This window comes from Mycobacteroides saopaulense (genome assembly GCF_001456355.1).
GTDB lineage: Bacteria > Actinomycetota > Actinomycetes > Mycobacteriales > Mycobacteriaceae > Mycobacterium > Mycobacterium saopaulense.
Genome location: NZ_CP010271.1, coordinates 2,810,249 through 2,833,658 on the forward strand (window position 1 = coordinate 2,810,249; position 23,410 = coordinate 2,833,658).

The 23,410-nt window shown below is 63.6% G+C and carries 30 protein-coding genes; 13 read left to right on the forward strand and 17 right to left on the reverse strand.

All coding sequences use genetic code 11. The annotated features are described in order from the left end of the window. The first annotated feature begins 99 nt into the window (after positions 1 to 99). From gluA to MYCSP_RS14040, 4 genes are read left to right on the forward strand one after another with little or no spacing between them, the layout of a single operon-like run. A complete protein-coding gene (gluA, locus tag MYCSP_RS14025; RefSeq protein WP_070910552.1) occupies positions 100 to 828 on the forward strand; it encodes a glutamate ABC transporter ATP-binding protein GluA in 729 nt (242 codons plus the stop codon). Beyond that, positions 828 to 1,814 carry a glutamate ABC transporter substrate-binding protein gene (locus tag MYCSP_RS14030; RefSeq protein ID WP_088414048.1) on the forward strand — a complete coding sequence of 329 codons (987 nt, stop codon included), beginning with the start codon at positions 828 to 830 and terminating at the stop codon, positions 1,812 to 1,814. Before gluA ends, MYCSP_RS14030 begins: the two co-directional genes overlap by 1 nt. Next, the gene (locus MYCSP_RS14035) at positions 1,811 to 2,494 is read left to right on the forward strand and encodes an amino acid ABC transporter permease (RefSeq protein WP_070910554.1); all 684 of its coding nucleotides are present in this window, start codon (positions 1,811 to 1,813) and stop codon (positions 2,492 to 2,494) included. Before MYCSP_RS14030 ends, MYCSP_RS14035 begins: the two co-directional genes overlap by 4 nt. After that, entirely contained in the window at positions 2,491 to 3,432 is a 942-nt protein-coding gene (locus MYCSP_RS14040) for an amino acid ABC transporter permease (protein WP_083020079.1), read from the forward strand. Before MYCSP_RS14035 ends, MYCSP_RS14040 begins: the two co-directional genes overlap by 4 nt. Here the strand turns inward: MYCSP_RS14040 and MYCSP_RS14045 are convergent, their stop codons facing one another. The 3 genes from MYCSP_RS14045 to MYCSP_RS14055 are packed head-to-tail and all read right to left on the reverse strand — an operon-like array spanning position 3,433 to position 5,250. Beyond that, the gene (locus tag MYCSP_RS14045; RefSeq protein WP_088414050.1) at positions 3,433 to 3,885 is read right to left on the reverse strand and encodes a nuclear transport factor 2 family protein; all 453 of its coding nucleotides are present in this window, start codon (positions 3,883 to 3,885) and stop codon (positions 3,433 to 3,435) included. A gap of 14 nt (positions 3,886 to 3,899) precedes the next feature. Beyond that, complete coding sequence (locus MYCSP_RS14050) at positions 3,900 to 4,787, reverse strand: pyridoxamine 5'-phosphate oxidase family protein (protein WP_088414052.1); 888 nt, start codon at positions 4,785 to 4,787, stop codon at positions 3,900 to 3,902. Position 4,788: 1 nt separating this feature from the next. After that, the gene (locus MYCSP_RS14055; RefSeq protein ID WP_088414054.1) at positions 4,789 to 5,250 is read right to left on the reverse strand and encodes a VOC family protein; all 462 of its coding nucleotides are present in this window, start codon (positions 5,248 to 5,250) and stop codon (positions 4,789 to 4,791) included. Between the two features lie 145 nt (positions 5,251 to 5,395). Between MYCSP_RS14055 and MYCSP_RS14060 the strand changes: the two genes are divergently transcribed. Both MYCSP_RS14060 and MYCSP_RS14065 read left to right on the forward strand, forming a co-directional pair. Beyond that, a complete protein-coding gene (locus tag MYCSP_RS14060; protein ID WP_088414056.1) occupies positions 5,396 to 5,914 on the forward strand; it encodes a CGNR zinc finger domain-containing protein in 519 nt (172 codons plus the stop codon). 94 nt (positions 5,915 to 6,008) lie between these two features. After that, the gene (locus tag MYCSP_RS14065; RefSeq protein WP_088414058.1) at positions 6,009 to 6,392 is read left to right on the forward strand and encodes a hypothetical protein; all 384 of its coding nucleotides are present in this window, start codon (positions 6,009 to 6,011) and stop codon (positions 6,390 to 6,392) included. Between the two features lie 12 nt (positions 6,393 to 6,404). On the opposite strand, the gene recX is transcribed toward MYCSP_RS14065, so the two are convergent. From recX to MYCSP_RS14085, 4 genes are all read right to left on the reverse strand, one after another. After that, positions 6,405 to 7,019 (reverse strand): recombination regulator RecX, encoded by a 615-nt coding sequence (recX, locus tag MYCSP_RS14070; RefSeq protein WP_088414060.1) that lies wholly within the window; start codon positions 7,017 to 7,019, stop codon positions 6,405 to 6,407. Further along, on the reverse strand, positions 6,985 to 8,025 hold the full coding sequence (gene recA / locus MYCSP_RS14075; RefSeq protein WP_005057169.1) for a recombinase RecA: 1,041 nt from the start codon (positions 8,023 to 8,025) through the stop codon (positions 6,985 to 6,987). The genes recX and recA overlap by 35 nt, the downstream gene beginning before the upstream one ends. A gap of 180 nt (positions 8,026 to 8,205) precedes the next feature. After that, complete coding sequence (locus MYCSP_RS14080; protein WP_070910561.1) at positions 8,206 to 8,400, reverse strand: DUF3046 domain-containing protein; 195 nt, start codon at positions 8,398 to 8,400, stop codon at positions 8,206 to 8,208. Between the two features lie 4 nt (positions 8,401 to 8,404). Continuing rightward, positions 8,405 to 9,562, reverse strand: coding sequence for a glycosyltransferase (locus MYCSP_RS14085; RefSeq protein ID WP_088414062.1), 1,158 nt, complete (start codon positions 9,560 to 9,562; stop codon positions 8,405 to 8,407). A 41-nt stretch (positions 9,563 to 9,603) separates the two neighbouring features. Between MYCSP_RS14085 and MYCSP_RS14090 the strand changes: the two genes are divergently transcribed. Both MYCSP_RS14090 and MYCSP_RS14095 read left to right on the forward strand, forming a co-directional pair. Further along, positions 9,604 to 10,047 carry a limonene-1,2-epoxide hydrolase family protein gene (locus MYCSP_RS14090; RefSeq protein ID WP_070910563.1) on the forward strand — a complete coding sequence of 148 codons (444 nt, stop codon included), beginning with the start codon at positions 9,604 to 9,606 and terminating at the stop codon, positions 10,045 to 10,047. A gap of 101 nt (positions 10,048 to 10,148) precedes the next feature. Then, positions 10,149 to 10,583, forward strand: coding sequence for a limonene-1,2-epoxide hydrolase family protein (locus MYCSP_RS14095; protein WP_088414064.1), 435 nt, complete (start codon positions 10,149 to 10,151; stop codon positions 10,581 to 10,583). Positions 10,584 to 10,587: 4 nt separating this feature from the next. Here the strand turns inward: MYCSP_RS14095 and MYCSP_RS14100 are convergent, their stop codons facing one another. The 5 genes from MYCSP_RS14100 to MYCSP_RS14120 all read right to left on the reverse strand — a co-directional run bounded on the left by MYCSP_RS14100 (position 10,588) and on the right by MYCSP_RS14120 (position 13,887). Beyond that, positions 10,588 to 10,755, reverse strand: coding sequence for a hypothetical protein (locus tag MYCSP_RS14100; RefSeq protein ID WP_070910565.1), 168 nt, complete (start codon positions 10,753 to 10,755; stop codon positions 10,588 to 10,590). Between the two features lie 102 nt (positions 10,756 to 10,857). Further along, positions 10,858 to 11,685, reverse strand: a complete 828-nt coding sequence (pspM, locus tag MYCSP_RS14105) for a phage shock envelope stress response protein PspM (protein ID WP_070910772.1) — start codon at positions 11,683 to 11,685, stop codon at positions 10,858 to 10,860. 173 nt (positions 11,686 to 11,858) lie between these two features. Beyond that, positions 11,859 to 12,668 (reverse strand): phage shock protein PspA, encoded by an 810-nt coding sequence (pspA, locus tag MYCSP_RS14110; protein ID WP_083015667.1) that lies wholly within the window; start codon positions 12,666 to 12,668, stop codon positions 11,859 to 11,861. A gap of 131 nt (positions 12,669 to 12,799) precedes the next feature. Next, positions 12,800 to 13,129: a transcriptional regulator ClgR gene (clgR, locus tag MYCSP_RS14115; RefSeq protein WP_070910773.1), complete on the reverse strand. Its 330-nt coding sequence runs from the start codon at positions 13,127 to 13,129 to the stop codon at positions 12,800 to 12,802. 134 nt (positions 13,130 to 13,263) lie between these two features. Continuing rightward, positions 13,264 to 13,887: a TetR/AcrR family transcriptional regulator gene (locus MYCSP_RS14120; protein ID WP_070910567.1), complete on the reverse strand. Its 624-nt coding sequence runs from the start codon at positions 13,885 to 13,887 to the stop codon at positions 13,264 to 13,266. A 110-nt stretch (positions 13,888 to 13,997) separates the two neighbouring features. Here MYCSP_RS14120 and MYCSP_RS14125 point away from each other — a divergent pair, with 110 nt between their 5' ends. Next, positions 13,998 to 14,978: an esterase family protein gene (locus MYCSP_RS14125; protein WP_088414066.1), complete on the forward strand. Its 981-nt coding sequence runs from the start codon at positions 13,998 to 14,000 to the stop codon at positions 14,976 to 14,978. A gap of 29 nt (positions 14,979 to 15,007) precedes the next feature. On the opposite strand, the gene pgsA is transcribed toward MYCSP_RS14125, so the two are convergent. Beyond that, the gene (pgsA, locus tag MYCSP_RS14130; RefSeq protein ID WP_088414068.1) at positions 15,008 to 15,607 is read right to left on the reverse strand and encodes a CDP-diacylglycerol--glycerol-3-phosphate 3-phosphatidyltransferase; all 600 of its coding nucleotides are present in this window, start codon (positions 15,605 to 15,607) and stop codon (positions 15,008 to 15,010) included. A 42-nt stretch (positions 15,608 to 15,649) separates the two neighbouring features. On the opposite strand from pgsA, the gene MYCSP_RS14135 reads away from it, so the two are divergent. Next, a complete protein-coding gene (locus MYCSP_RS14135; protein WP_070910570.1) occupies positions 15,650 to 16,186 on the forward strand; it encodes an amino-acid N-acetyltransferase in 537 nt (178 codons plus the stop codon). 41 nt (positions 16,187 to 16,227) lie between these two features. Next, entirely contained in the window at positions 16,228 to 16,884 is a 657-nt protein-coding gene (locus MYCSP_RS14140) for a carboxymuconolactone decarboxylase family protein (protein WP_070910571.1), read from the forward strand. On the opposite strand, the gene MYCSP_RS14145 is transcribed toward MYCSP_RS14140, so the two are convergent. After that, entirely contained in the window at positions 16,881 to 19,382 is a 2,502-nt protein-coding gene (locus tag MYCSP_RS14145) for an FtsK/SpoIIIE family DNA translocase (protein ID WP_088414070.1), read from the reverse strand. The genes MYCSP_RS14140 and MYCSP_RS14145 overlap by 4 nt on opposite strands. A 128-nt stretch (positions 19,383 to 19,510) precedes the next feature. Beyond that, positions 19,511 to 20,053, reverse strand: coding sequence for a hypothetical protein (locus MYCSP_RS14150; RefSeq protein ID WP_083015684.1), 543 nt, complete (start codon positions 20,051 to 20,053; stop codon positions 19,511 to 19,513). Positions 20,054 to 20,202: 149 nt separating this feature from the next. Here MYCSP_RS14150 and MYCSP_RS14155 point away from each other — a divergent pair, with 149 nt between their 5' ends. Further along, the gene (locus MYCSP_RS14155) at positions 20,203 to 21,567 is read left to right on the forward strand and encodes an oxygenase MpaB family protein (RefSeq protein ID WP_070910574.1); all 1,365 of its coding nucleotides are present in this window, start codon (positions 20,203 to 20,205) and stop codon (positions 21,565 to 21,567) included. Here MYCSP_RS14155 and MYCSP_RS14160 read toward each other — a convergent pair. Next, a complete protein-coding gene (locus tag MYCSP_RS14160) occupies positions 21,564 to 22,073 on the reverse strand; it encodes a hypothetical protein (protein ID WP_088414072.1) in 510 nt (169 codons plus the stop codon). The genes MYCSP_RS14155 and MYCSP_RS14160 overlap by 4 nt on opposite strands. A 168-nt stretch (positions 22,074 to 22,241) precedes the next feature. Here MYCSP_RS14160 and MYCSP_RS14165 point away from each other — a divergent pair, with 168 nt between their 5' ends. Next, positions 22,242 to 22,808, forward strand: a complete 567-nt coding sequence (locus tag MYCSP_RS14165) for a TetR/AcrR family transcriptional regulator (RefSeq protein ID WP_083015691.1) — start codon at positions 22,242 to 22,244, stop codon at positions 22,806 to 22,808. Here MYCSP_RS14165 and MYCSP_RS14170 read toward each other — a convergent pair. Continuing rightward, the gene (locus tag MYCSP_RS14170) at positions 22,768 to 23,349 is read right to left on the reverse strand and encodes a hypothetical protein (RefSeq protein ID WP_070910577.1); all 582 of its coding nucleotides are present in this window, start codon (positions 23,347 to 23,349) and stop codon (positions 22,768 to 22,770) included. The two genes, MYCSP_RS14165 and MYCSP_RS14170, sit on opposite strands and share 41 nt — an antisense overlap. Positions 23,350 to 23,410 lie beyond the last annotated feature (61 nt).

A 23,410-nucleotide genomic window follows, 5' to 3' on the forward strand; every position in this document is an offset into this window, starting at 1 on the left:
CCATGCTGCAAAGGTGAGAGAAACCCGTATTGTCTGACCATGCCGGTGAGCACCGACACGTCAACGAGCGGAGACAAAGCCTCCGCAACAAGCACCCCGATGATCTCCCTTGAGCATGTCGACAAGCATTTCGGTGACTTGCACGTCCTCAAGGACATCACCCTGGAGATCCCCCGCGGCCAGGTCGTCGTCATCCTCGGACCGTCCGGTTCGGGCAAGTCGACACTGTGTCGCACCATCAACCGTCTCGAACCCATCGACACCGGAACCATCCGGATCGACGGCAACGTGCTGCCCGAGGAGGGCCGCGCACTGGCGAACCTGCGCGCCGAGGTCGGAATGGTCTTCCAGTCATTCAACCTGTTCTCACACAAGACGATCTTGGACAACGTGACGCTGGCGCCGATCAAGGTACGCAAGCACGACAAGGAAACGGCCCGCAAGCGCGCGATCGAGTTACTCGAACGTGTCGGCATCGCCAGCCAGAAGGACAAATACCCGGCTCAGCTATCCGGCGGGCAGCAGCAGCGCGTCGCCATCGCGCGCTCACTGGCCATGGGCCCAAAGGTCATGCTGTTCGACGAGCCCACCTCGGCGCTCGACCCCGAAATGGTCAACGAGGTTCTCGACGTCATGGTCTCGTTGGCCAAAGAGGGCATGACAATGCTGGTGGTCACCCATGAGATGGGGTTCGCACGCAAGGCGGCCGACCGGATCATCTTCATGGCCGACGGCGCGATCGTCGAGGACTCCGACCCGGAGAGCTTCTTCACCAACCCGAAGTCTGACCGTGCCAAGGATTTCCTCGGAAAGATCCTCGGGCACTGATGCAACGGCACACCGCGCTGGTGGTGGCTCTGGCCATGGTCGCCACACTGGTCAGTTCCTGCGGCAGCACCGAACCACGGCAGCTGCTCGGGTCGATCAGGGGCGGCACCGTCATCCTCGGCACCAAATTCGACCAGCCCGGGGTGGGCTTGCAACACCCCGACAAGAAGATGAGCGGATTCGACGTCAAGATCTCCGAGTACGTCGTGAACGCCATCGCCGATGAGCTCGGCGTCAAGCATCCGACCATCCGCTGGTATGAGACCCCTTCGGCGCAGCGCGAACAACTGATCGACAACGGCACGGTCGACATGATCGCCGGGAGCTACTCGATCAACTACAGCCGCGCCCAAAAGGTGTCGTTCGCCGGCCCGTATCTCATTACCTACCAAGGCCTCCTGGTGCGCAAGGCGGACGACTCGCTGACCAAGTTGGACGACCTGAACCGCGGCAAGAAGCTGTGTTCGGTGTCCGGATCGACTCCCGCGCAGAACGTCAAGAACCTGCTGACCGGTACCCAGTTGCAAGAGTTCGACTCGTACTCCTCGTGTGTCGAAGCGTTACGACGCGGCAAGGTCGACGCCCTCACCACCGATGAGACGATCTTGGCCGGCTATGCCAAGCGATACGAGGGCGAGTTCAAGCTGATCCAGATGAACTACGAGCTCAGCAAGCCGATGTGCATCGGAAAACCCAAGAAGCAGAAGAAGAACGGCGACCCGTTCTCTAGGGAAGTCTACGGGATCGGCCTGGCCAAGGGTGACACCGCGGCCATCGAGGCCATAGACCGAGCACTGGACAAGATGATCGCCACGGGAGTCTGGGATTCGGATCTGCGGGAAGCACTCGGCGACAGCACAATCGATGACTGGGAAAGGCGCGCGGCAGGCGGCACCTACGGACTCAAGCCCGACCCCTCGTTGGCCGCGGTCGAGAAGATCACCGGTACCAAGCCTATTGCCGATAAGGCGTGTGAGGCCGCGTGAACGCGCTGTGGGCGAACATGGGGCCACAGTTGTGGCCCGCATTCTGGACGACTCTCAAACTGACATTCTTCTCGGCTGTCGGCGCTCTGATATGGGGCACAATCCTCGCCGAATTGCGGGTCTCGCCGGTGCCGATCATGCGGATCTTCGGGACCTGGTACGTCAACCTGGTCCGGAACACACCGCTGACTCTGATCATTCTGTTCTGTTCGGTGGGCCTCTATCAGAATCTCGGTATCGCATTGGCGCCCGAGAACTCCAACTTCATCAAAAACAACAACTTCTGGCTCTCGGTTCTCGGGTTCTCCTTGTACACAGCAACTTTCGTGTGTGAAACGCTGCGCTCGGGCTTCAACACCGTTCCGCTGGGCCAGGCCGAGGCCGCCCGGTCCCTCGGATTGCCGTTCTGGAGGGTCTTGGCCCTCATCGTGTTGCCGCAGGCAATGCGATCAGTGCTGGCCCCGATGGGCAGCGTGCTGATCGCGCTGGTGAAGAACACCTCGATCGCCTCCGCGATCGGTGTGGCCGAGGCCGCGCTGTTGATGCGGTCGGAGATCGAGCTCTTCGCCGATCAGATCGTGTGGATCTTCCTGATCATCGCGGCGGGATACATGGTGATCACGTTGACGATCGGGCTCACCTTCGGATACTTCGCGAAGCGGTTGGCGGTGAAGCGATGACCGGCAGCGCCACCGTCATGTACGACGCACCCGGTCCGAAGGCCCGTGCGCTGCATCGAATCATCGCCGTCGGGTTCACCGTGGTGGTGGCCGCCGTAGCGGCCTGGGTGATCTGGACTCTGGTCGCCAACGAACAGCTCACCGCCGAAAAGTGGTCACCGTTCCTGCATCTTGATACGTGGACCACGTACATCCTGCCCGGCCTGGTGGGCACCATCACTTCGGCGGCGTTGTCGATCGTCTTCGCGTTGGTGCTCGGCGCGGTGCTCGGCATTGGACGACTCTCCGAGCACCGTGCCGTGCGCTGGATTTCCAGCGCACTCGTCGAATTCTTCCGCGCCATCCCGGTACTGATCCTGATGGTGTTCTCGTACTACCTGTACGGCCAGCAGGCCGTGTTCCCCTCCGAGTACCTGGCATTTGCCGCCGTGGTGACCGGCTTGTCGCTGTACAACGGTTCGGTCATCGCCGAGATTCTGCGGTCGGGCATCCAGTCGCTACCCAAGGGACAGTCCGAGGCCGCGGTGGCGCTGGGCATGCGCAAGTCACAGATGATGCGACTGATCCTGCTCCCCCAGTCGATCGCCGCGATGCTGCCGGCACTCATCTCGCAGATGGTCATCGCGTTGAAGGACTCGGCGCTGGGCTATGCCTTCGGTTACATCGAGGTGGTGCGTTCGGGTATCCGCTCGGCGTCCTACTACGGCAACTATCTTCCCGCGCTCGTCGTGGTCGCGATCATCATGATCGTCATCAACTTCGCACTGTCCTCGCTGGCCACCAACATCGAACGGCAGCTGCGTGAGGGCCGAAAGAAGAAGAGCCTCTTGGAGGTTCCGCACGCTCAGCCCGAGCCCGGGTTGGTCACCAAAGATCTGCTGGAGACGCGCGGTGTGGACCCCGCACACAAGGATCTGCGCCAGGACTACGGCGAGTAGTCAGCGGATCGGCAGCGGTGACTCGTCACCATCGGGGCGCGGACCGAAGAGCCGGCGTTCCACCTCATCGATCGGGGTGTCGTTGATGCTGGCTTCCCTCCGGGACATCAAACCCTCGGCGGTGAACTCCCACAGCTCGTTGCCGTAGCTGCGCCACCACTGGCCGGATTCGTCGTGCCACTCGTACTGGAAGCGCACGGCCATCCGGTTCTCGCGGAAGCCCCAGAGTTCCTTGCGCAGCGCGTACCCGTTTTCCTTGGCCCACTTACGGGTGAGGAAGGCGACGATCTCGGCGTGCCCGGTGATGAACTCTTCGCGATTGCGCCACACCGAGTCCTCGGTATAGGCGGCGGCAACACTCTCCGGATCGCGGGTGTTCCAGGCATTCTCGGCGGCGCGCACCTTCTGGCGAGCGGAGTCGATGTCGAATGGCGGCAGCGGTGGACGCATGATGTGTCTTTCCTTGTCTACACAGACGGGTTGGCGGGTGAGGGTTCAGCTTCTCCCCATCGCAGGGGGCTGGCATTGGGGGTCTCGACGACCTCGTCGATGGTGAAGTCGACCGAGCATTGTGCGCCCGGGGCAAAGGTGTCTTCATTCCAATTCAGGCGCGCGGTTCCGGTGAGTTGCAACGCCGATCCGTTGTGCCAGTCAGGGATCAGCAGACCACATCGGGGATCGACATGCAGATTCCCCAACGTCATGAACATCGAGTTGCCCAGGTAATCGGGCCAGCGCAGCAGGTTCGGTGAAAGCACCTGCAGAAAGCCGGGATTGCCACCCCGGTGTGACGCATCGGCATTGCCCTCGCCGTCGGCAGTGCCGATGATGAACGTGTCGGCCGCTGAAACCGTCAGCCGTTGTTCGACATTCAGCGCAATACCCCGACGCGGATCTACCGGCAGGCCGGGTCCGACACCGACTACATCGCGCCGCGCAATGTACTTGGGGCAGTTGGAATACACCTGGTCGGTGGTGACAATCAGGCCCTGCTCCGCCGGCCTCGCCGTGCCGTTGACGCGCATCCGGCGGCGGCGCTGCGGTTGCAGTGCGATCAAACCGACCTTGCGCTCCGATTGCAGCGGCACCGCCAGCGGATCACCGCAGACCGGTACTCCCTCGATCGCGATGATGCGGGTGCTTGTGGCGTGCGCGAAGCCGGGGGGACCAACGATCTGACCAGCCCACATCCGCCCGTCGTCGTCATGCGCTGATACGAACACCATGGGTTGAGCGGCCAGGAAGGCCGCCGCAACCTCGGGTATCTCCGAGGAGATGATCCGTCCGACACGAATGGCGCTGTCGGACTGACCCATTCGACGCTGGACGGCCAGTTCCCCGGCGTGATAATTCATCTCAGAAGAACCCGCATGTCGGCGCGTCACCCGATGGCGCCGCGTGGTGGTCCACGCCCGTCGCCGCGAACACCTCAAGACGGATGCCATCGGGATCGCTGAAGAAGATCCCACCAGAGGTGGCGCCCTCCCCGTGCGCGACAACTCCGTCGTGTACGAACACTGTCGACAGTTCCTTCAAGATTGCCTCCACCTGCTGCACCTGCTCTACGGAATCCACTTGGAACGACAAATGGTGCAAGCCGGGCGTGGCACTCGAGAATTCCCCGCTGCTCTGTTCCCACAGGGTGAGCACGGGCCCGCTGTCGAATCCGAGGAATGCGAATCGCTGCGCGCCGTCCGCGCTCAGCACCAATTCGTCGAATCCGAACGCCCGACGGTAAAAGGCGACCGACTTCTCCAGATCGCTGACGTTCAGCCCGATGTGACCGGTGACCACGCGAGGTGCGATAGCAGTGCTCATGGATGAAACCTTTCTAACCTATAATTTTTGTTGACTGGTTATACCGTAGGCGCGTACGTCAACCCTTGTCAACCGTCTATCTTGTTTTGGGGGTTAGAATCTGTGTCACACACTCCCCCTCGAAGGAGGCAGCTAACCTCAGGCCATGGCCGATCCACGACCCCACCTCGGCGAACCGCTCGCACTGGACCTACTGAACACCCGGTGGATGAGTGGCGATGGGCTGCAGGATCTGCTCACCGATGTCGAGGGTTTGCATATCTGGTTGCGCACCAACAACCTTCACGATCGATGCGGCGCCGACGAGCAGACGCGAGAGGCGCTGCTCGCCGCACGCGATGCCATCTATCGCGCGGTGAAGGAGGCCCAGCTCGACGACATCAATACCCTGCTGTCCCGCGGCGCGATCCGCCGCTCCCTGACCGACGACGGGCCGCGCGACACCGCCGAGGTTCCCGAATCGTGCTGGCTCCCCGGCTGGCTCGCGGCCGACAATCTGCTGGCCCTATTGGCCGAGTCCCCCGACCGCATCAAACAGTGCGCGCACCCACAGTGCGTGTTGTTCTTCTACGACACGTCCAAGAACGGTGCCCGACGGTGGCACTCCATGGCGACATGCGGAAACAGGGCGAAGGCGGCTCGGCACTACGCCAAGAACACGTGAGAGAACTTCACAGCCGCATCACAGGTTAGATTCTTACTCAACTATCACAATCGAAGTATTACGTAACAGGTATCACTTCGTTACCATAATCATCATGCGAAACATCGTATTGACCGTCGGCGTGTCTGCCGTTTTTGGAGCGGCATGCACGGGAGCAGCCCTTACGAGTGCGCCGGTGGCCTACGGAGCTCCGTTGAACTTCGACTGCCTGCAGGTCGCGACACCGGTCGGCATGAACCTGACCTGCGTGAACCCCACTCCGTTCACTATGGACGCACATTTCAAGGGGAACTGCGGTCCGCTCCCGATGCTCAATGAGGACACTGAGATCGGGCCATTCAAGACGATCTCGCGCCAGGTGCCGTGCCTGCCGGGCGTGCAATCACCGTCGGCCGAAGCCTCGATGAGCATGCGATCCAACGCGCCAGACGAAGGTGCCCCGCCACCGGATGCTCCAGCACGCCCGTTCGGCCTGTAAGCGGAATAGCGGTCACCCGACGTTGCGGCGCTCCGCTTCCGAGGCCAGGGCGATCTTCACCACGTCGTAAGCCAGGGATTGACCGTATCCGCGGCGCGCCAACATGGCGACCAATCGTCGTGCGGCCCTGCCCCCTCCGTCATCCAGGTTCTCGGTCCTCAGCTTCTTCGCGACGAGCTCCTCGGCGCGCGACCGTTCGGAGTCTGCGTCGATCTGCGCGAGCGCAGCAGCTGCGTTCTCGGCCGAGACCCCCTTGGTCCGCAGCTCCGCGGCCAAGGCGCGCTTACCTTTTCCGGAGTATGTGTGCCGGGACCTCACCCATTGGGTCGCGAAGTCGGCGTCATTGATCAGCCCGGCGGCGGCCAGCCGGTCCATGACTCGGCCGGAAACCTCATCGGGGTACCCGCGCCGCACCAGCCTTTCGGTCAGCTCGGCGCGGGTACGCGCCCGACTTGTCAACAGGCGAAGGCAATATGACCACGCCTGCTCGTCCCGCGAGTCAACCGGTTCACACGTCGGGGCTTCGGGGACCGACGCGATCCGGGCTCGCAGATCGTCAAGGGTTCCTTGTGAACCCGGTGGAGAAATCGAGTTAGAAATCGACTGGGGCCGGGACGACTTCGTCATCGGTCAACACCGCTCCGATACCAAGCTTTTCCTTGATCTTCTTCTCGATCTCGTTGGCGACATCGACGTTCTCCAGCAGGAAGTTACGAGCATTCTCCTTGCCCTGCCCCAGCTGCTCACCTTCGTAGGTGAACCAGGAGCCGGACTTACGGATGAAGCCCTGTTCCACACCCATGTCGATAAGCGAGCCCTCCTTCGAGATGCCCTTGCCGTAGAGGATGTCGAACTCGGCCTGCTTGAACGGCGGTGACACCTTGTTCTTGACAACCTTGACGCGAGTGCGGTTACCCACCGCGTCGGTGCCGTCCTTGAGGGTCTCGATGCGGCGCACATCCAGACGCACCGAGGAGTAGAACTTCAAAGCCTTACCACCGGTGGTGGTTTCGGGCGAGCCGAACATCACGCCGATCTTCTCGCGCAGCTGGTTGATGAAGATCGCGGTGGTGCCCGAGTTGTTGAGCGCACCGGTCATCTTGCGCAGCGCCTGGCTCATCAGGCGGGCCTGCAGACCGACATGGCTATCACCCATCTCGCCCTCGATTTCGGCGCGCGGTACCAGCGCGGCCACCGAGTCGATGACGATGAGGTCGATCGCCCCGGAGCGCACCAGCATGTCGGCGATCTCCAGCGCCTGTTCACCGGTATCGGGCTGCGACACCAGCAGCGAGTCGGTGTCGACGCCGAGCTTCTTGGCGTACTCCGGATCGAGGGCGTGCTCGGCGTCGATGAAGGCCGCGATGCCGCCGGCACGTTGCGCATTGGCAACCGCGTGCAGCGCCACGGTGGTCTTACCCGAGGATTCCGGACCGTAGATCTCGATGACACGGCCACGGGGCAGACCGCCGATACCGAGCGCCACGTCCAGCGCGATGGATCCGGTCGGGATCACGGAGATGGGCTGGCGCACCTCGTCGCCGAGCCGCATGACCGAACCCTTACCGAAGCTCTTGTCGATTTGTGCGAGCGCGAGCTCGAGAGCCTTCTCGCGATCCGGTGCCTGCGCCATGGTGTTCTCCGTTTCGTGGTCGTGTTCGAAGATCTGGTCTTCGATCGGTTGAGGCAGACGCTAGAACAGCCCACTGACAAGTGGCTGACCTGCGCAAACCATCGCGCGAACATTCACAACACTAGGCCGAACATCTGTTCGAATCAAGCAGGCGCGCCGGTACGGCGTGTCACCGCGCCGTCACCACAGATCGCGCGGGACATCGAAGTCTGCACACAGTGCCCGCCATACATCCCGCGGTTCCACCCCGTCTTCGACAGCCTGTGACGCCGTGCGCCCACCCAGGGCCGTCAGGACGTGATCGACCAGCACCGACGAGCCGTAGACCGCACCGAATCGACCGGTGACAAGCTCGTGAAACTCCGTCAGACGCACACCGTCACCTTAGAGCCGCCATCGCGTCCTGGCACACCCGTACCGCATCCTCGACATCGACGGCGCCCTCGGCAGCCCGGCGAGCGGCTTCTGCGTACCGTTGCTCCCCCAGCACGCTGCCGATGGCCGTGGCCAGAGAGTCCCGGTTGAGCGGCCGCACCAACTCGGCACTTCCTTGTCGCACAACACGATTCGCCAGTTCCCACTGGTCTCCCCCGCCGGGTACTACCACCACCGGAACCCCGGCCAACAGCGCTTTGCTCAAAAAGCCATGTCCCCCACCACAAATCGCCAAGTCAGCTCCGGCCAGCAACAGATCCTGACGTGCCAGACCCGCAATCGCCCAGGCGGGCAAGCCCGACGCGGGCGGGTCCAGCGCGGAGATGACCACGCGCGCACCGGCGGATTCCAGTGCCTGTACCGCCAGTTCGGTCATCCCCTCGGCTCCGGTGAAAGCCGTCGAGGGCGCGATCACGACCACCGGACCCGAACCCGAAGGCGGCTGCAGCACAGCATCAGTGGGCTCCCAATGCAGCGGACCCACCACAACCGCCTCGGCCGGCCAATCGGGGCGCGGCACCTCAAGCGCGGGCAGTGTCGCGATCAAGCGGCGCACAGGACCCGGATCACGAGCGGGCAGTCCGATTTCCACCCGCACCTGCGAACGCTGCCTCAGTCCCTCGTCGATCGACCTTTGTGTGAGCCAGCGCATCACCCCGTCGCGCAGCCTGCCCCGCACACCCACGCCGGGGGCCAGGCCACTGCCCAACGGCGGCAAACCTTTTGACGGTAGGTACAGCGGATGTGGATTCAGCTCCACCCACGGCACCCCAAGCAGTTCGGCAGCCATGCCGCCGCAGGCGGTGATCACATCGGAGACGATCAGATCCGGCGCCAGTTCCCTGAGCTGATCCAGATTGGCCACCGCCATATGGGCGGCCCGCTGATGAATTTTGGCGCCGGAGTCTTGGTCGTCGTCAGCAACTCGGGGCTGCAGCCCCAAAAGCTCTACCGACTCCAGCCCCACCGCACGGGCCTGGTCAAGCCATCGTGTTCCCGTCAACAACACCGGATCATGCCCGGCAGCGGCGAATTTCAGGCATAGCGCGATGGCGGGAAAGGCATGCCCGGGATCGGGACCGGCGACCACGGCAACACGCACGGCCCTACCCTGCCACAGCGATTCGGGCTACGTTGAAACGCATGACCGATACCACGCTGGAACGCTCCACCCTGACCCCAGCCGAGACCGTCACCCGCTTCCTGGAGGCCGCCCAGAACGGCGACACCGAGTTCGCCGAAAAAGTCCTGGACGAGAACCTCGTCTACCAAAACGTGGGCCTGCCCACCATCTACGGACGGCGTGCCGCGCTGAAGGTCTTCGAACCGCTCAAGCGGCCCGGCTTCGGGTTCGAAGTGCAGATCCATCGCACGACCACCAACGGGAACACCGTGATGAACGAGCGCCACGATGCGATCGTCCTGGGCCCGCTGCGCCTGCAGTTCTGGGTGTGCGGGGTCTTCGAGGTCTCCGAGGAGGGCACCATCACCCTGTGGCGCGACTACTTCGACATGTTCGACATGTTCAAGGCGACGCTGCGAGGTCTGGTGGGCATTCCGCTGCCCGCGCTGCGGCCGAGTTTCTGACCGCTACGCGGTCTACGAATCGGTCCAACCCGCCTTGGGCTGCAGCCCGATATCTGGCCCGCGCCCTTCTCTGAGCTGCGGCGTGTGCCTACCGTTGTCCCATGACGGATACGCTCGCCCCCACCCGCCCCATCGAGATCGTCGAGGAATTCTGGGACGCCATGCGCCGCAGCGACCTCGCGGCCCTCAATCTGCTGCTCGATGACGACGTGCGCTGGGAGAATGTCGGCCTGCCCACGGTCCGGGGGCACGCGACGGTGATGCGTGCGTTGTCCTCGCTGAACCTGCCCGGCGCCGGTTTCGACGTCAAGATCCACCGGATCACCGCCAATGGCAACACCGTGATGACCGAGCGCACCGATGTCGTCATCGTGGGCCCACTGCACATCGCGTTCTGGGCGTGTGGAGTCACCGAGGTGTCCGCCGACGGCAAGCTCACGCTCTGGCGCGACTACGCCGACGTCTGGAACATCACCAAGGGCTTGGCACGCGGCGTCCTCGGGATCCTCGTGCCGGCCCTGCGCCCGAAGCTCTGAGCCTTCACGACAACGGCGTCTTGTCGCTTTCCGTCACCGCGCGATAGAGCAGCACCCCGCCCAGGATCAGCACACCGACCACCAGCATCGGGACCACGAGCTTGAAGATGGCACCCACCACCAGGAATGCCAGCCACACGACCAGCAGTACGCCGATGATCTTCCACAACACAGGTACCCACCGTTCTCTCGACTTGCCGCGATAGAACAAGCCTGGCAGGGCAATTGGTGCCTGAGGAAGCCTGAACGCCGAAGATCAGGGAAAGATCAGGGATTACCCTGACAGCTGGCCGAGCTCGTCGAGCGCACCCGCCCACCCGGTGAGGCGATCGGTGGCCGACACCAGATCATCGAAGAGCGGGCCACGCGACATCGGCGATGCGATCACGGCGCCGCCGTTACCCGCCGACACCAACTGCGCTGCCGCGGTGACCAATTCGTTGTACTGACGGACACCCGTGTCGAGCTGCGCGGTGAACGCATTGATGGTCGGTTGCAGGTACTCGCGTGTGTGCGGCGCCTCGGCCGCCGCCCGCTCCATGGACACGACTTCCTTGGCGGTAGCGGCCATCACATACGCGGCGCGGTTGGCGGCCGAAAGAACCTGCCGCCCTTCACTGTCCGGAATCATGCTGCCGCGCTCCACCACACCGAGCAGCGAGAAGAGTGAACGCTCGGCCGCGTCCAGGGCCGCCATCGGCGGACGCGCCGCCGATGCGAAAGGCGGCAGCCTGCGCTCCACCCCCGGCCGCGGTGGCGGCAACGGCTCTGCCTTGAGGAAGCGGTACCGCACGAACAGATAGGTCGCCGGAATCGCACAACCGGCCGTCAGGAGCGCGGGGATGATCAGCAGCCAAGGCGGCGCGCCGGTGGTCGCCAGCACGGTGGTGACCAGCAGTCCGGCCACACATGCCAGCGCCCAGCGGATGCTCCACCGCTTGGCCCGCAGCCGCTTTCGCAGCAGCTTCTCGCGCTTGTCGGACATCGCACGCATGCGCGCGGCGAGCTCCTCACCGAGATCGTTGACATTGCTCACCACACGGCGCAACAGCTGATCCCAGCCTCCTTGCGCCGCGGCGCGGCGGGGCGGCTGAGGGGTCATGTTCACATTGTGCCCGAAAATCCGGCGGTCGCCGAGTGCGAATGCAGATCAAACAAACCCGCCGAGCGCGAACCCTGGGGCTTACACTCGGCGGATTGCATCGCCAGCGAGATGACATTCACGCTGGTATTTCTCCAAAAATCACCGCATGAATGTCATCTCGACGACAGGGGCTACTGCTGGCCCAGCGGGTTGGCCGGGTTGGCCTGCTCGGGCGCCGTTGCAGGCGCGGGAGTCGCGGTGCCTCCGGCAGGCAGGGCCTCACCCTTCATGGAAGCGCGGATCTGCTCCAGGCGTGAATGTCCGGCCATCTGCACGCTGGCCTGCTGCACCTCGATCATGCGGCCCTGCACCGAGTTCTGTGCCAGCTCGGCCTGGCCGAGGGCGTTGGCGTAGCGACGCTCGATCTTGTCGCGCACCTCGTCCAGGCTCGGGGTGTTACCGGGCGCGGCCAGCTCACTCATCGACCGCAGCGAGGCGGACACCTGCTCCTGCATCTTGGCCTGCTCCAGTTGGCTCAACAGCTTGGTGCGCTCGGCGATGCGCTGCTGCAACATCATCGCGTTCTGCTCCACGGCCTTCTTGGCCTGGGCGGCGGCGGCAAGTGCCTGATCGTGCAGCGCCTTGAGATCCTCGACGCTCTGCTCGGCGGTGACCAGCTGGGCGGCGAAGGCCTCGGCGGCATTGTTGTACTCGGTCGCCTTGGCGGCATCGCCCGCGCCGGTGGCCTGATCGGCCAAGGTCAGAGCCTGGCGCACGTTGACCTGAAGCTTCTCGACGTCGGCGAGCTGACGGTTGAGCCGCATCTCCAGCTGACGCTGATTCCCGATGACCGAGGCGGCCTGCTGCGAGAGCGCCTGATGGTTCCGCTGCGCCTCCTCGATGGCCTGCTGTATCTGCACCTTCGGGTCTGCGTTCTCGTCGATCTTCGCGTTGAACAGTGCCATCAGGTACTTCCACGCCTTGACGAACGGGTTAGCCATGAGATCGATCCGCCTTCTGCTTGGATGCCGGTGGTCGTCGCTACCTACGACTGCGTGGGTCTCAACTTATCTGTTGCGTGCCAATCCCCACACCCCCTATAGGGCGCGAAACAATGCGACCGCCACAGTAGTTAGGCGGCCGCCATTGCGCGAACCTGGGGAATGACCACCTTGGTGGCGACGTCGATCCCACTGAGCGAACCGGCGGGCGCAGCCACGGGAGCCTCACGATGCGCAAGCCTCTCGCTGACCTCGGACAACACCTGCGACAGCGGGACCTCGAGTGCGCCGCAGATGGCTGCCAAGAGCTCACTGGAGGCTTCCTTGCGACCGCGTTCGACCTCGGACAGATATCCCAGGCTGACACGCGCAGAGTCCGACACCTCGCGCAGCGTCTTGCCCTGCCCGGAGCGAGCGCTCCGCAGGGTGTCGCCGATGGCTTCTCGAAGCAACAACGCCATGTCCTTCTCCTTTGCGTCCTGAACGTCGGCGTCCATACCGCGTGTTAGTTGAGTCTGCCTTGCTCAACGTTGCCACGCAGCGTGAGGTTCCCGCTGAGTTCACACGGATTTTGACTCGTGCGCCACACCTGGGTCTAGCGTCTCGCGACCGACGCCGACGCCGCATGTTTGAGGTCCGGCGCGGACAACGCCGCCGCGGTGACCACAATCAGTTCGTCGATCATTCGCTGCCGGTCGGGTTCGGACGGGATCTCCTCGTGGAGATACAGGGCCGCCGCCGCGAAGAGCAACCGGATTCGCAATGCGAGAGTTTCGCGAGGCTGGTGCGGCAACGCAGTGGCCAGGGCATCGACCAGCCGCTCGATACCCGGCCTCAGAACCTCCCTGCCTGCCTGAAGCAACCGATCGTTGCCCTCCAGACGCGGTTTGACCAGGAGCTCGATGAACAGCGGCGCGATGTGGGGCTCCATACCCAACAGCGGCACCGTGTAGGCCCGCACCAGATCCTCCACGGTGTACTCGCCGCTGGCCGTCACCTCATCGATACGCCGAATCCGTTCGGCGGCAAGGGGGCTCATGGATCGCTCCAAGAGCGCGTACAACAAGCCGTCTTTCCCGCCGAAGGTGTAGTTGACGGCTCCCACGTTCATCCCCGCCGCAGTGGTCACGTTGCGCACAGACAGACCGCTTACCCCGTGCTGAAGCAAGACCTGCTCGGCGGCATCCAGTAGCTGCGTGCGGGTATCGCGCTGTGACATGACCCTCATTCAAACACAGTTGCAACTGCGATCCGGTCCCATTAGCCTCACTGCCAAACATTGTTTGAATCAGTGTTAGAAACAACGTTTGACCAACGTGAGGAACCTCGATGAACAATCTTTTCCGGGCATGCCGTTCCACCACGCGCAATCTGAGCGCGTCGATTGCGGTGGCCGCCGTCGCCGTGGGTCTGATGGGTGCATCCGGTAGCGCCGCCGTGGCCAACGCCTTCTCGCGGCCCGGCCTGCCGGTCGAATATCTCGAGGTGCCCTCGCCGTCGATGGGCCGCGACATCAAGGTGGAGTTCCAGGGCGGCGGGCCCAAGGCCGTCTATCTGCTGGACGGGCAGCGGGCACGAGAAGACTGGAACGGTTGGGACATCGAGACGTCCGCGTTCGAGTGGTACTACCAATCAGGGGTGTCCCTGGTGATGCCCGTCGGCGGCCAGTCCAGTAACTACACGGACTGGTACAAGCCGGCCAAGGGCAAGGATGGCGTCTGGACCTACAAATGGGAGACCTTCCTCACCAACGAGCTGCCCGGGTGGTTGGCCACCAACAGAGGGGTCTCCACCACCGGCAATGCGGTGGTGGGCCTGTCGATGGCCGGGCCCTCGGCGCTCACGCTCGCGGTTTACCACCCCCAGCAGTTCATCTACGCCGGCGCGCTGTCGGCGCCGCTGCACATCTCGGCCAACAAATGGCAGATCGGCATCTCGATGGCCGACGCCGGCGGCTTCAACTCCGCGGACATGTGGGGACCCGAGGACGACCCCGCGTGGAGCCGCAACGACCCATATCTGCATATCGACAAGCTCATCGCCAATAACACCCGACTCTGGATCTACTGCGGTAGTGGTGATGCGACAGATCTCGACAAGGACCGCAACGGCTTCGAAACCTTCTCCGGCGGCGTCATCGAAGGCCAGGTGATCGGCGCCAGCAAGGAATTTGCCGACGCCTACACCGCCGCGGGGGGCACCAATGCCCACATCGACTTCCCCAAGGGCGGCATTCACAACTGGACCTACTGGGGACAGCAACTCCTGGCCATGAAACCGGACTTGGTCGCGTATCTACAGAACCACTAACGGATCCTGCTGCGGGCTTCGGCCCCGTGTCAGGGGGTTTTCGGCCGAGGGCGCAGCGCCTGCACCAGGTAATCGATGCCGGTGATGACGGTGAGGGCCACCGCCAGCCCCATCAGGACCACGGCAGCGGTGTGCCAGTACCCGGTCAAGGGCAGCAGATAGCCGGCGATCGCCAGCGACTGCACCATGGTTTTGAGCTTGCCGCCCCGGTTCGCGGGAATCACACCGTGACGGAGCACGGAGAAGCGCAGCACCGTGATTCCGATCTCGCGTACCAGGATGACCGCGGTTACCCACCACGCAAGGTCGCCGAGCACGCTCAGGCCGACCAGCGCCGCGCCGATGAGTGCCTTGTCGGCGATCGGGTCGGCGAGCTGGCCGAACGGGGTGACCAGCCCATAGCGGCGGGCCAGTACCCCGTCGTAGCGATCGGTGGCGATGGCCAACGCGAACACGCCGAAAGCGGCAATGCGCCATGAGGTTTGGTGCCCACCCTCGGTGAACAGAACGACGACGAACACCGGTACCAACACGATGCGCAGCACCGTCAGAATGTTGGCAATGTTCAGCACCGGCACCGGCGCAGCCGAAGCCGCGGAATCGGGCTGGGTTTCCGGTGGCATCGGCACGTCAAACACCCTATCTGTTCTAGGGCTGGCTACTGTTCACGCATGAGCGCTGAAGGTACCTCCGGCATCTCGACTAACACGGCCCCCGCAGTGTCCGTCCGTCGTGCCCGTACCTCCGATGTGCCCGGTATCAAGACACTCGTCGACGTCTATGCGGGCCGCATCCTGTTGGAGAAGAACCTGGTGACGCTCTATGAGGCCGTCCAGGAGTTCTGGGTCGCCGAACTGGATGGGGAGATCGTCGGCTGCGGCGCCCTACACGTGCTGTGGTCCGATCTCGGCGAGGTGCGCACCATCGCGGTGCACCCCCGGCTCAAGGGCGCCGGCGTGGGTCATGCGCTGGTCAGCCGGCTGCTGGACGTGGCCCGGGAGCTTGAGCTCAAGAGGGTGTTCGTGCTGACATTCGAGGTCGACTTCTTCACCAAACACGGGTTCCGCGAGATCGACGGCACCCCGGTGACCGCCGAGGTGTACGAGGAGATGTGCCGCTCGTACGACACCGGTGTGGCCGAGTTCCTCGATCTGAGCTACGTGAAGCCGAACACCTTGGGTAACACCCGGATGCTCGTACATCTCTGAAACGCCGCCTTCACGGCAGGGCGGTCGGTCATGATCGAGGCATGCCACGACTGCGCCAGGTTTCCCGCGCCGAAACCGATGATCGACTTGTCCATCGCATGTACGACCAGATCTTCGGCGACCGCGACCCGGTCACCGACCCGGGAACCACCACGGGCACACCCGGCGACTGGTGGACGGTGTTCGCGCTCGTGCCCGAAGCCCTCAAGCACTCCGTTCAGGGTTTCGCGTTCTACCGCAGTCCCGATCGCAAGCTCGACCCGGTGTTGCGCGAGCTCGGCCAGACCCGCGCGGGTTGGGCGCGCCGCAGCCAGTTCGTCTTCTCTCAGCACTGCAAGTCGTGTCGCATGGTCGGAATGACCGAGGAGATGATCGCTGCCATCCCATCCTGGAGCACCGCTGACTGCTTCACCCCGGTGCAACGTGCCGTGCTGGCCTACACCGATTGTCTGGTGCTCGACGGTGGCCGTGTTCCCGACGGGGTGTTCGCCGCGCTGAAGGCGCATCTGTCCGACGAGGAGATCCTGGAACTCACCTACATCACCGCCATGTACGAAATGCACGCGGTGATGAGCACGGCACTGCGCTTGGAGTGGGACAACCGCGATGAGCCGATCGTGGAGATCGCCGCACCCGAGGGATTCACGTCCTTCGATGTGGGCGACGCCATCGCCCTGCGGCGAGACGAAAACGCCTAGAAGTCTTCGGGGACTCCGCCGTCGTCCTCGTCCTCGTCGTCGGATCCCCCGCCGCCACGGATGGAGGCCATCACTCCGGCGAGGTCCTCGGGCTTGACCATCACCTCACGCGCCTTGGAACCCTCACTGGGGCCGACGATTCCGCGTGTCTCCATCAGGTCCATGAGCCGGCCTGCCTTGGCGAAGCCGACGCGCAGCTTGCGCTGCAGCATCGAGGTCGAGCCGAATTGGCTCGACACCACCAGCTCGACGGCCTGCAAGAAGGCGTCCATGTCGTCACCGATGTCGGGGTCGACATCCTCCTTGCCCGGCCCCGCGGACCCAACCTTGGTGGTGGTGACGCCCTCGGTGTACTCGGGCTCAGCCTGTTCCTTGCACGCGGCGACGACGGCGGAGATCTCCTCATCGGTGATGAACGCGCCCTGCATGCGGATGGGCCGCCCCGCGCCCATGGGCAAGAACAGTCCGTCACCCATACCGATGAGCTTCTCAGCACCTGGCTGATCCAAGATGACGCGGCTGTCGGTCAGCGATGACGTCATAAAGGCAAGGCGCGAGGGAACATTCGTCTTGATGAGACCGGTGACCACGTCCACCGACGGGCGCTGGGTGGCAAGCACCAGGTGGATACCGGCCGCGCGGGCCTTCTGGGTGATGCGCACGATGGCTTCCTCGACATCACGCGGCGCGGTCATCATGAGGTCGGCGAGCTCGTCGACCACCGCCAGAATGAAGGGGTACGGGCGATACTCACGCTGGCTGCCCAGTGGCGTGGTGATCTCTCCGGAGCGCACCTTGGCATTGAAATCGTTGATGTGTCGGACCTTGCTGGCCTGCATATCCTGGTAACGCTGTTCCATCTCCTCGACCAGCCAGGCCAGTGCCGAGGCCGCCTTCTTCGGCGAGGTGATGATCGGCGTGATCAGGTGCGGGATGCCTTCATAGGGCGTCAGTTCCACCATCTTCGGGTCGATCAGGATCATCCTGACCTCCTCCGGCGTAGCCCGCGCCAGCAGCGAGACCAGCATGGAGTTGACGAAGCTCGACTTGCCCGAGCCGGTGGAACCGGCGACCAACAGGTGAGGCATCTTGGACAGGTTGGCCGAGATGAAGTCGCCCTCGATGTCCTTACCGAGGCCCACGACCAGCGGGTGGTGATCGCGGCGGGTTTCGGGGGCGGTCAGCACGTCGGCCAGACGCACCATCTCCCGGTCGGTGTTGGGCACCTCGATACCCACCGCCGACTTGCCCGGGATCGGGGCGAGCAGACGAACACTGTCGGTGGCCACCGCGTAGGCGATATTGCGTTGCAGGGCGGTGATTTTCTCCACCTTCACGCCGGGGCCGAGTTCGACCTCATAGCGGGTGACGGTGGGGCCGCGGTTGAATCCGGTGACCGCGGCATCGACCTTGAACTGCTCGAGAACCCCGGTGATGGCGGCGATCATGTCGTCGTTGGCCGAACTGCTCTCCTTCGGCGGATCTCCCGCGATGAGCAGGTCCAGCGACGGCAAGGTGTAGGGGCCCTCGATCACCCGATCGACAACGGGCATCTGCGCTTTCGGCTTGGCCTTCTTGGTCGACTTGACCACCGGTGCCGGCTTGGGCGCGGGCGGGGCAGGCGCCTCGGCGATCGCCGCCGCTTCGTCCTCAAGCGGGTAGTTGTCCATCGGGGTGGCACCACGCGTGAATTCGCGTGTCGCCTCGTAGTCGTCTTCGGGCTCGGTGTCGTCGTAGTCGTCGTAGTCCTCGTCGTCCCATTCTTCGTCCCATTCTTCGTAGTCCCTGGGCGCGAACATGTTCCGAAGGGTCTCTGGGACGTCGCGGATCGTGGTGCCGGTCAACAACAGCACGCCGAAGACGATCGCCATTACGAGCAGTGGCGCGGCGATCCATGCGGTCAGCCCCTGTGCGAGCGGTCCACCGATCACAAAGCCGACGAATCCACCTGCGGCGGCACGGCCCTCGGCGGAATCGGGAGATCCCGCGAACAGGTGCCACAGGCCCAGTATCGGCAGCGCGACCATGGCGAAGCCCAGCAGTAGGCGTGGACGTTCTTCCGGGTTGGGCTCGGTGCGCATCAGGAACACCGCGATCACCAGCGCGATGATCGGCACCAGGGCGACACCGGAGCCGACCACCGCACGGAAGGCATCGTCAATCCAGCCACCTACCGGCTTGGCGGCGTGGAACCAGGAACTCGCCCCCACCACGAACGCCACGCCCAGCAACGCCAATGCGATGCCGTCGCGTCGATGGCCATGCTCGATGTCGTGCGCGCGGCCCACCGACCGGAACAAGGATCCGACACCGTGCGCGCAGGCATGCCATCCCGCTCGCGCTCCGCGGCCCAGCGCGATCAGCGGCGTCGTCCAGTGCTGGTTACGACGCTGATTGCGTCGGCGCTGTGCCGGACGACGGGTCGGCGCGGTGTTGCGCGACCGGGGTCCCGACTTGGTGTTCCGGCCACGCGAACGGCTGACAGTCTTACTCGCCATGGGCGACAGCCTAGTCGCAACAGCCACATCTGCACCATCTGCAACACGGGCAAAACCGCTAGTAAGCAAATGTTTTGTCACCTACGCGAGGCCGCCCCGAGACAGTCTCGTGACCTGAGAAACCTGCCCTAGCGTTCTGGCCGCGGCTTGGTCTCGCCCAGCCAGGACTGATTCGCCGCGATGTAGAACTGGTCGCCGTTGAAACTGCTGGCCGAATGCCCCCGGAAGCAGTAGACACCCTCGTCCTTGGTGACGGCGCATTTGACGGCCCGGTAATTGAAGTAGTTACCCGGCGTGAGGACCGGCGGACGCGTCGCGGGCGTGAACAGCCGCTCGTTGGTCGTGTCGAAATGCGCACGCCAGTCCCCCGGGAACCACGCCACCTGATCGGTGCCGGCAGGCGCCCCCGGGAACGAACCGTTGCAGCCGAAACTTCCGTCGATCCAGACCGCACAGTTGAGCCCGCGAGGCGTCGAGAACCAGGCCCCGTCGGTGTCATCGCGCAGGAACTGCTCGAAATCCGCCTGCCTGAACTTGGTGATGTTGTTGACATCGGGATAGGGATTGGGATCCCCCGTGATGTCCGGGTCGGCCGTCGCGACGCCGAGCGATCCGACCATCAGTCCCAGCGCCAGCGCGGTGACGCCCAGCATCCGCGTGAAAAGCCGCACTCCGACCTCCCCGATTATTTCCGTGGTTAACCAGTCAGCAAAATAGCGATGCCGAGTGTACGGAGGTATCGAAGTGAGCGGGCCGAAACAGACCAGACACTTGACAATCACTGTTGCCAACATGGCCTGATGCTCGCTAGCCTTTCCTCATGAATGGCAATGGAGCCTTGTCGACAGTCGGCACGCACCCCAATGACTACTACTGGCGGGCCGGCATGGAACTGCGACCCGCGCCTCCCCGCCTGCGATTCGACACGATGTGGACCCAGTCGCGCAGGCACATCCTGGAACCGTGGATGGACTTCCACGAGATCCCTACCGAGACCCCACGCACCCGGCTGCTCGCCGATCACCTCTGGCAGGGCGATGAACTGATGGATGCCGTCGTGGACCGCATCCGCAAGATGCCTGCCCGCCAGGGCCGGGCGATGCTCAACCAGGCCCTGGACCACGGCATCGAGTCCATCGAGAACCCGCCTGCCGAGTTTCTCGCGCTGTTCGAGCAGCTCGACAATCCACCCGAGTGGTACGACCCCGAACTCTGGGAGCGCGGGCGGCAACTATGGAACGACTCCTCACTGGCGGCCAAGTTCGGCATGGGCTTCGGTGACACCTTCGGCACCTTTGTCGGCGACGAGGTCGCCTACGCCACCGGGGCCACCGGCAGGTTCGTCAACGACACCCTGCGCCGTAATCTCGAAACCACGGCGTGGTTCCGAAAGATGACCTATCGCGGTGCCCTGGAACGTTTTTCACAACCCTTCAAAGACACCGTGCGGGTACGTCTCATGCACGCGCAAGTACGTGCCGGGCTTCGACGGTCCTGGGGTGACGAACAATTCGCACATCACGGAAATCCGATCTCCAATTCCATGATGATGGGCGCGGCGATGACCTTCGGCCTAATCCCACCGCTCATCGATCACCAGCATGGGCGCGCCCGCACCCCGGCAGATCTGCAAGCCGCCGTCATGTACTGGGCATACATCGCCTATGTCTTCGGTGTTGCCGAGGAACTCATTCCGAAATCGGTGGCCGAGGGAATGGAGACGATGGACTACATGGTCGCCTACGCCGGCGGCCCGTCGGAATGGACCGACACCATGATGAGTGCGGCATTCGGCTTCGTGGACAAGGGAATTGCCGGGCGGATCGGGCGATTCGTCTTCACTCCGGTGCTTGGCGTCGCCGCCTACTACGGCGGCGAAGACCTGGTCCGTGCACTGGTACGCGCCACTCCCCTGCGCGACGTGCGGCTGCAACCGTGGACCGCACTCACCGGAATGGCCGTCCACCTCAACGTCCAGTTTCGCCGGTTGACCGACAAGCTGCCCGGCGCGCAACGCCGTGCACAACAACGCAATGGCGAACTGCTGTGGTGGTCGGCGATGGTGATCAACCAGGCCTTGGCCAAGTTGGGCGGAATGACCGACACGTCCTACACCCACCACGATGCGACGGCGGCGACACCGGCCGGATGTCCGGTGCCGCACGCCCCGCACATCAGTGCCTAGCTCTCGTTGCCCAACCAGGTCTTGCCTGGAGTGACGAGAAAACGGGCACCCGAGTAGCCACCCTTACCGGAACCCGCTCCGGCGCAGTACAGATGATTCTCAGGCGTTGTCGCGCAACGAACATTGCGATACTCGACGTAGTTGTTGGCCGGAAGGACCCGCTGCGTCTCTCCGGACGTAAATCGAATCTGCTCGGTGTTGTCGAAATGCGCGGACCCCTCACCGGAGAACCACCCCACCTGATTGGTACCAGCCGGAGCTCCCGGGATAGCCCCGTTGCAGCCGAAGCTGCCGTCATCCCAAATGCCGCAGCTCAACCCGGATGTGGAGGAGAACCACACGCCGGGCTTATCGGCGATCCGGAACCCCTCGAAATCGAGCTTCGCGTACTTACTGGTGTCCGGGTAGGGGTCCTTCTGTGGATCTGCCGCGGCAGGCAAAGCCGCTCCCACCGATATCGCCATACTGGCCACCGCACCCGCGATCGCAAACAATTTACGCGACATAATTTACCTCTCCCCTGTTTCCTAATAACGCCCCATGGCATATGTCATATGCAGTCGTACCCCGGAAAATGATACACACAGTAGTTAACTAGAGCTTTCAGTCATGCACAATCAGCTACCTTTCAGGATTCCTCCCCGCGTCTCCATAGGTTCATCTATGGTTATTCCATGACCGAGAAGGTCTCGCGCGGGGACTACTTCAAAGCCGCATTCGAGCTGCTGGCCACCGGCGGCAAACCGGCGCTGACCACGACCGCGGTATGCCGTCGCCTAGGCGTCACCACCGGGTCTCTCTACCACCACTTCGGTAGCGGGGCAGAGTTTTACAAGGCCGTCATCGACCACTGGGAAAACGAGGTCACTCCGGCGCAGCGCAGGCGCGCCGACGCAGTGTCCGATCCCCGGGAACGCCTCGCGGTACTCGAACAGCTGGCCCGCGACGCCGACCATGAGGCGGAAAAGGCCATCCGAGCCTGGGCCAGCACCGATCGTCATGTCGCCGCAGCGATGCAGCGGGTGGACCAGGTCAGACACAGGCACCTGACCAAGAGTTACGTAGATGCCGGGTTTGCCCCTGACCGCGCGGATACCCTGGCCCGCATCGGATTCAGCATTCTTGTGGGCGCGCAACAAATCGGCACTCGCGTGGACCGCAGGCGGCTCAATGCCGCACTCGACGAGTACTCCGTCTGGATCAACTCGTGGGTGCCTGCGGAGGCTGCCACTTCCCGGTGATCTTGGCGTACCGGGATATCAGCACAAGTGCCTCATCGGTGAAGAGTTCGCGCGGGAAGAGCTCGCGCAGCTGCCCACGCCCTGCCGCGATGATCCCCACCACCTGAGCGTTGACCACCACACTCTGCAGTTCCGAATAGTCACGCACAATCATCGACCGTGGCGTCAAAAATGATTGGCCCAGAAGTTGATTCGAGGTGGGCCGATAGGTCCAGTACGTGAACTGCGACGCGTCGAACTCGCATCGCTGCACGGTGCCGATGGGAATTGTGTGGATGTTCGCCCGGGTACGCGAACGCACCAGCCAGGTGGCCCACGCCACGATCGCCGCGAAGATCACAAAGACCACACAGGCCGCGATGGGCCCCCAGATCAGAGCGGCATATCCGATGTAGGCGACGATAATCGCCACAAGGAACCACGCCCCCTTGGACCACGAGAGGGTCCGCAGGCCACCGGAGATGAGTCGCTCCCGCACGTCTTCGGTGATGACAACCTCGCTACGGATCGGCAATCCGCCGACCGGCCCTGGATCGGTCATATCCCTCCCTCGATACCGCGCACAGCGTATCGGCAGCTGGCCACCGACGCCGGCTTCGGTA

Coding starts and splice junctions, on each gene's coding strand:
- gluA (WP_070910552.1), top strand. CDS start 100: ATGATCTCCCTTGAGCATGTCGACAAGCATTTCGGTGACTTGCACGTC.
- MYCSP_RS14030 (WP_088414048.1), top strand. CDS start 828: ATGCAACGGCACACCGCGCTGGTGGTGGCTCTGGCCATGGTCGCCACA.
- MYCSP_RS14040 (WP_083020079.1), top strand. CDS start 2,491: ATGACCGGCAGCGCCACCGTCATGTACGACGCACCCGGTCCGAAGGCC.
- MYCSP_RS14050 (WP_088414052.1), bottom strand. CDS start 4,787: ATGAATTATCACGCCGGGGAACTGGCCGTCCAGCGTCGAATGGGTCAG.
- MYCSP_RS14055 (WP_088414054.1), bottom strand. CDS start 5,250: ATGAGCACTGCTATCGCACCTCGCGTGGTCACCGGTCACATCGGGCTG.
- MYCSP_RS14060 (WP_088414056.1), top strand. CDS start 5,396: ATGGCCGATCCACGACCCCACCTCGGCGAACCGCTCGCACTGGACCTA.
- MYCSP_RS14065 (WP_088414058.1), top strand. CDS start 6,009: ATGCGAAACATCGTATTGACCGTCGGCGTGTCTGCCGTTTTTGGAGCG.
- recX (WP_088414060.1), bottom strand. CDS start 7,019: ATGACGAAGTCGTCCCGGCCCCAGTCGATTTCTAACTCGATTTCTCCA.
- recA (WP_005057169.1), bottom strand. CDS start 8,025: ATGGCGCAGGCACCGGATCGCGAGAAGGCTCTCGAGCTCGCGCTCGCA.
- MYCSP_RS14090 (WP_070910563.1), top strand. CDS start 9,604: ATGACCGATACCACGCTGGAACGCTCCACCCTGACCCCAGCCGAGACC.
- MYCSP_RS14095 (WP_088414064.1), top strand. CDS start 10,149: ATGACGGATACGCTCGCCCCCACCCGCCCCATCGAGATCGTCGAGGAA.
- pspM (WP_070910772.1), bottom strand. CDS start 11,685: ATGACCCCTCAGCCGCCCCGCCGCGCCGCGGCGCAAGGAGGCTGGGAT.
- pspA (WP_083015667.1), bottom strand. CDS start 12,668: ATGGCTAACCCGTTCGTCAAGGCGTGGAAGTACCTGATGGCACTGTTC.
- clgR (WP_070910773.1), bottom strand. CDS start 13,129: ATGGCGTTGTTGCTTCGAGAAGCCATCGGCGACACCCTGCGGAGCGCT.
- MYCSP_RS14120 (WP_070910567.1), bottom strand. CDS start 13,887: ATGTCACAGCGCGATACCCGCACGCAGCTACTGGATGCCGCCGAGCAG.
- MYCSP_RS14125 (WP_088414066.1), top strand. CDS start 13,998: ATGAACAATCTTTTCCGGGCATGCCGTTCCACCACGCGCAATCTGAGC.
- MYCSP_RS14135 (WP_070910570.1), top strand. CDS start 15,650: ATGAGCGCTGAAGGTACCTCCGGCATCTCGACTAACACGGCCCCCGCA.
- MYCSP_RS14140 (WP_070910571.1), top strand. CDS start 16,228: ATGCCACGACTGCGCCAGGTTTCCCGCGCCGAAACCGATGATCGACTT.
- MYCSP_RS14145 (WP_088414070.1), bottom strand. CDS start 19,382: ATGGCGAGTAAGACTGTCAGCCGTTCGCGTGGCCGGAACACCAAGTCG.
- MYCSP_RS14155 (WP_070910574.1), top strand. CDS start 20,203: ATGAATGGCAATGGAGCCTTGTCGACAGTCGGCACGCACCCCAATGAC.
- MYCSP_RS14160 (WP_088414072.1), bottom strand. CDS start 22,073: ATGTCGCGTAAATTGTTTGCGATCGCGGGTGCGGTGGCCAGTATGGCG.
- MYCSP_RS14165 (WP_083015691.1), top strand. CDS start 22,242: ATGACCGAGAAGGTCTCGCGCGGGGACTACTTCAAAGCCGCATTCGAG.
- MYCSP_RS14170 (WP_070910577.1), bottom strand. CDS start 23,349: ATGACCGATCCAGGGCCGGTCGGCGGATTGCCGATCCGTAGCGAGGTT.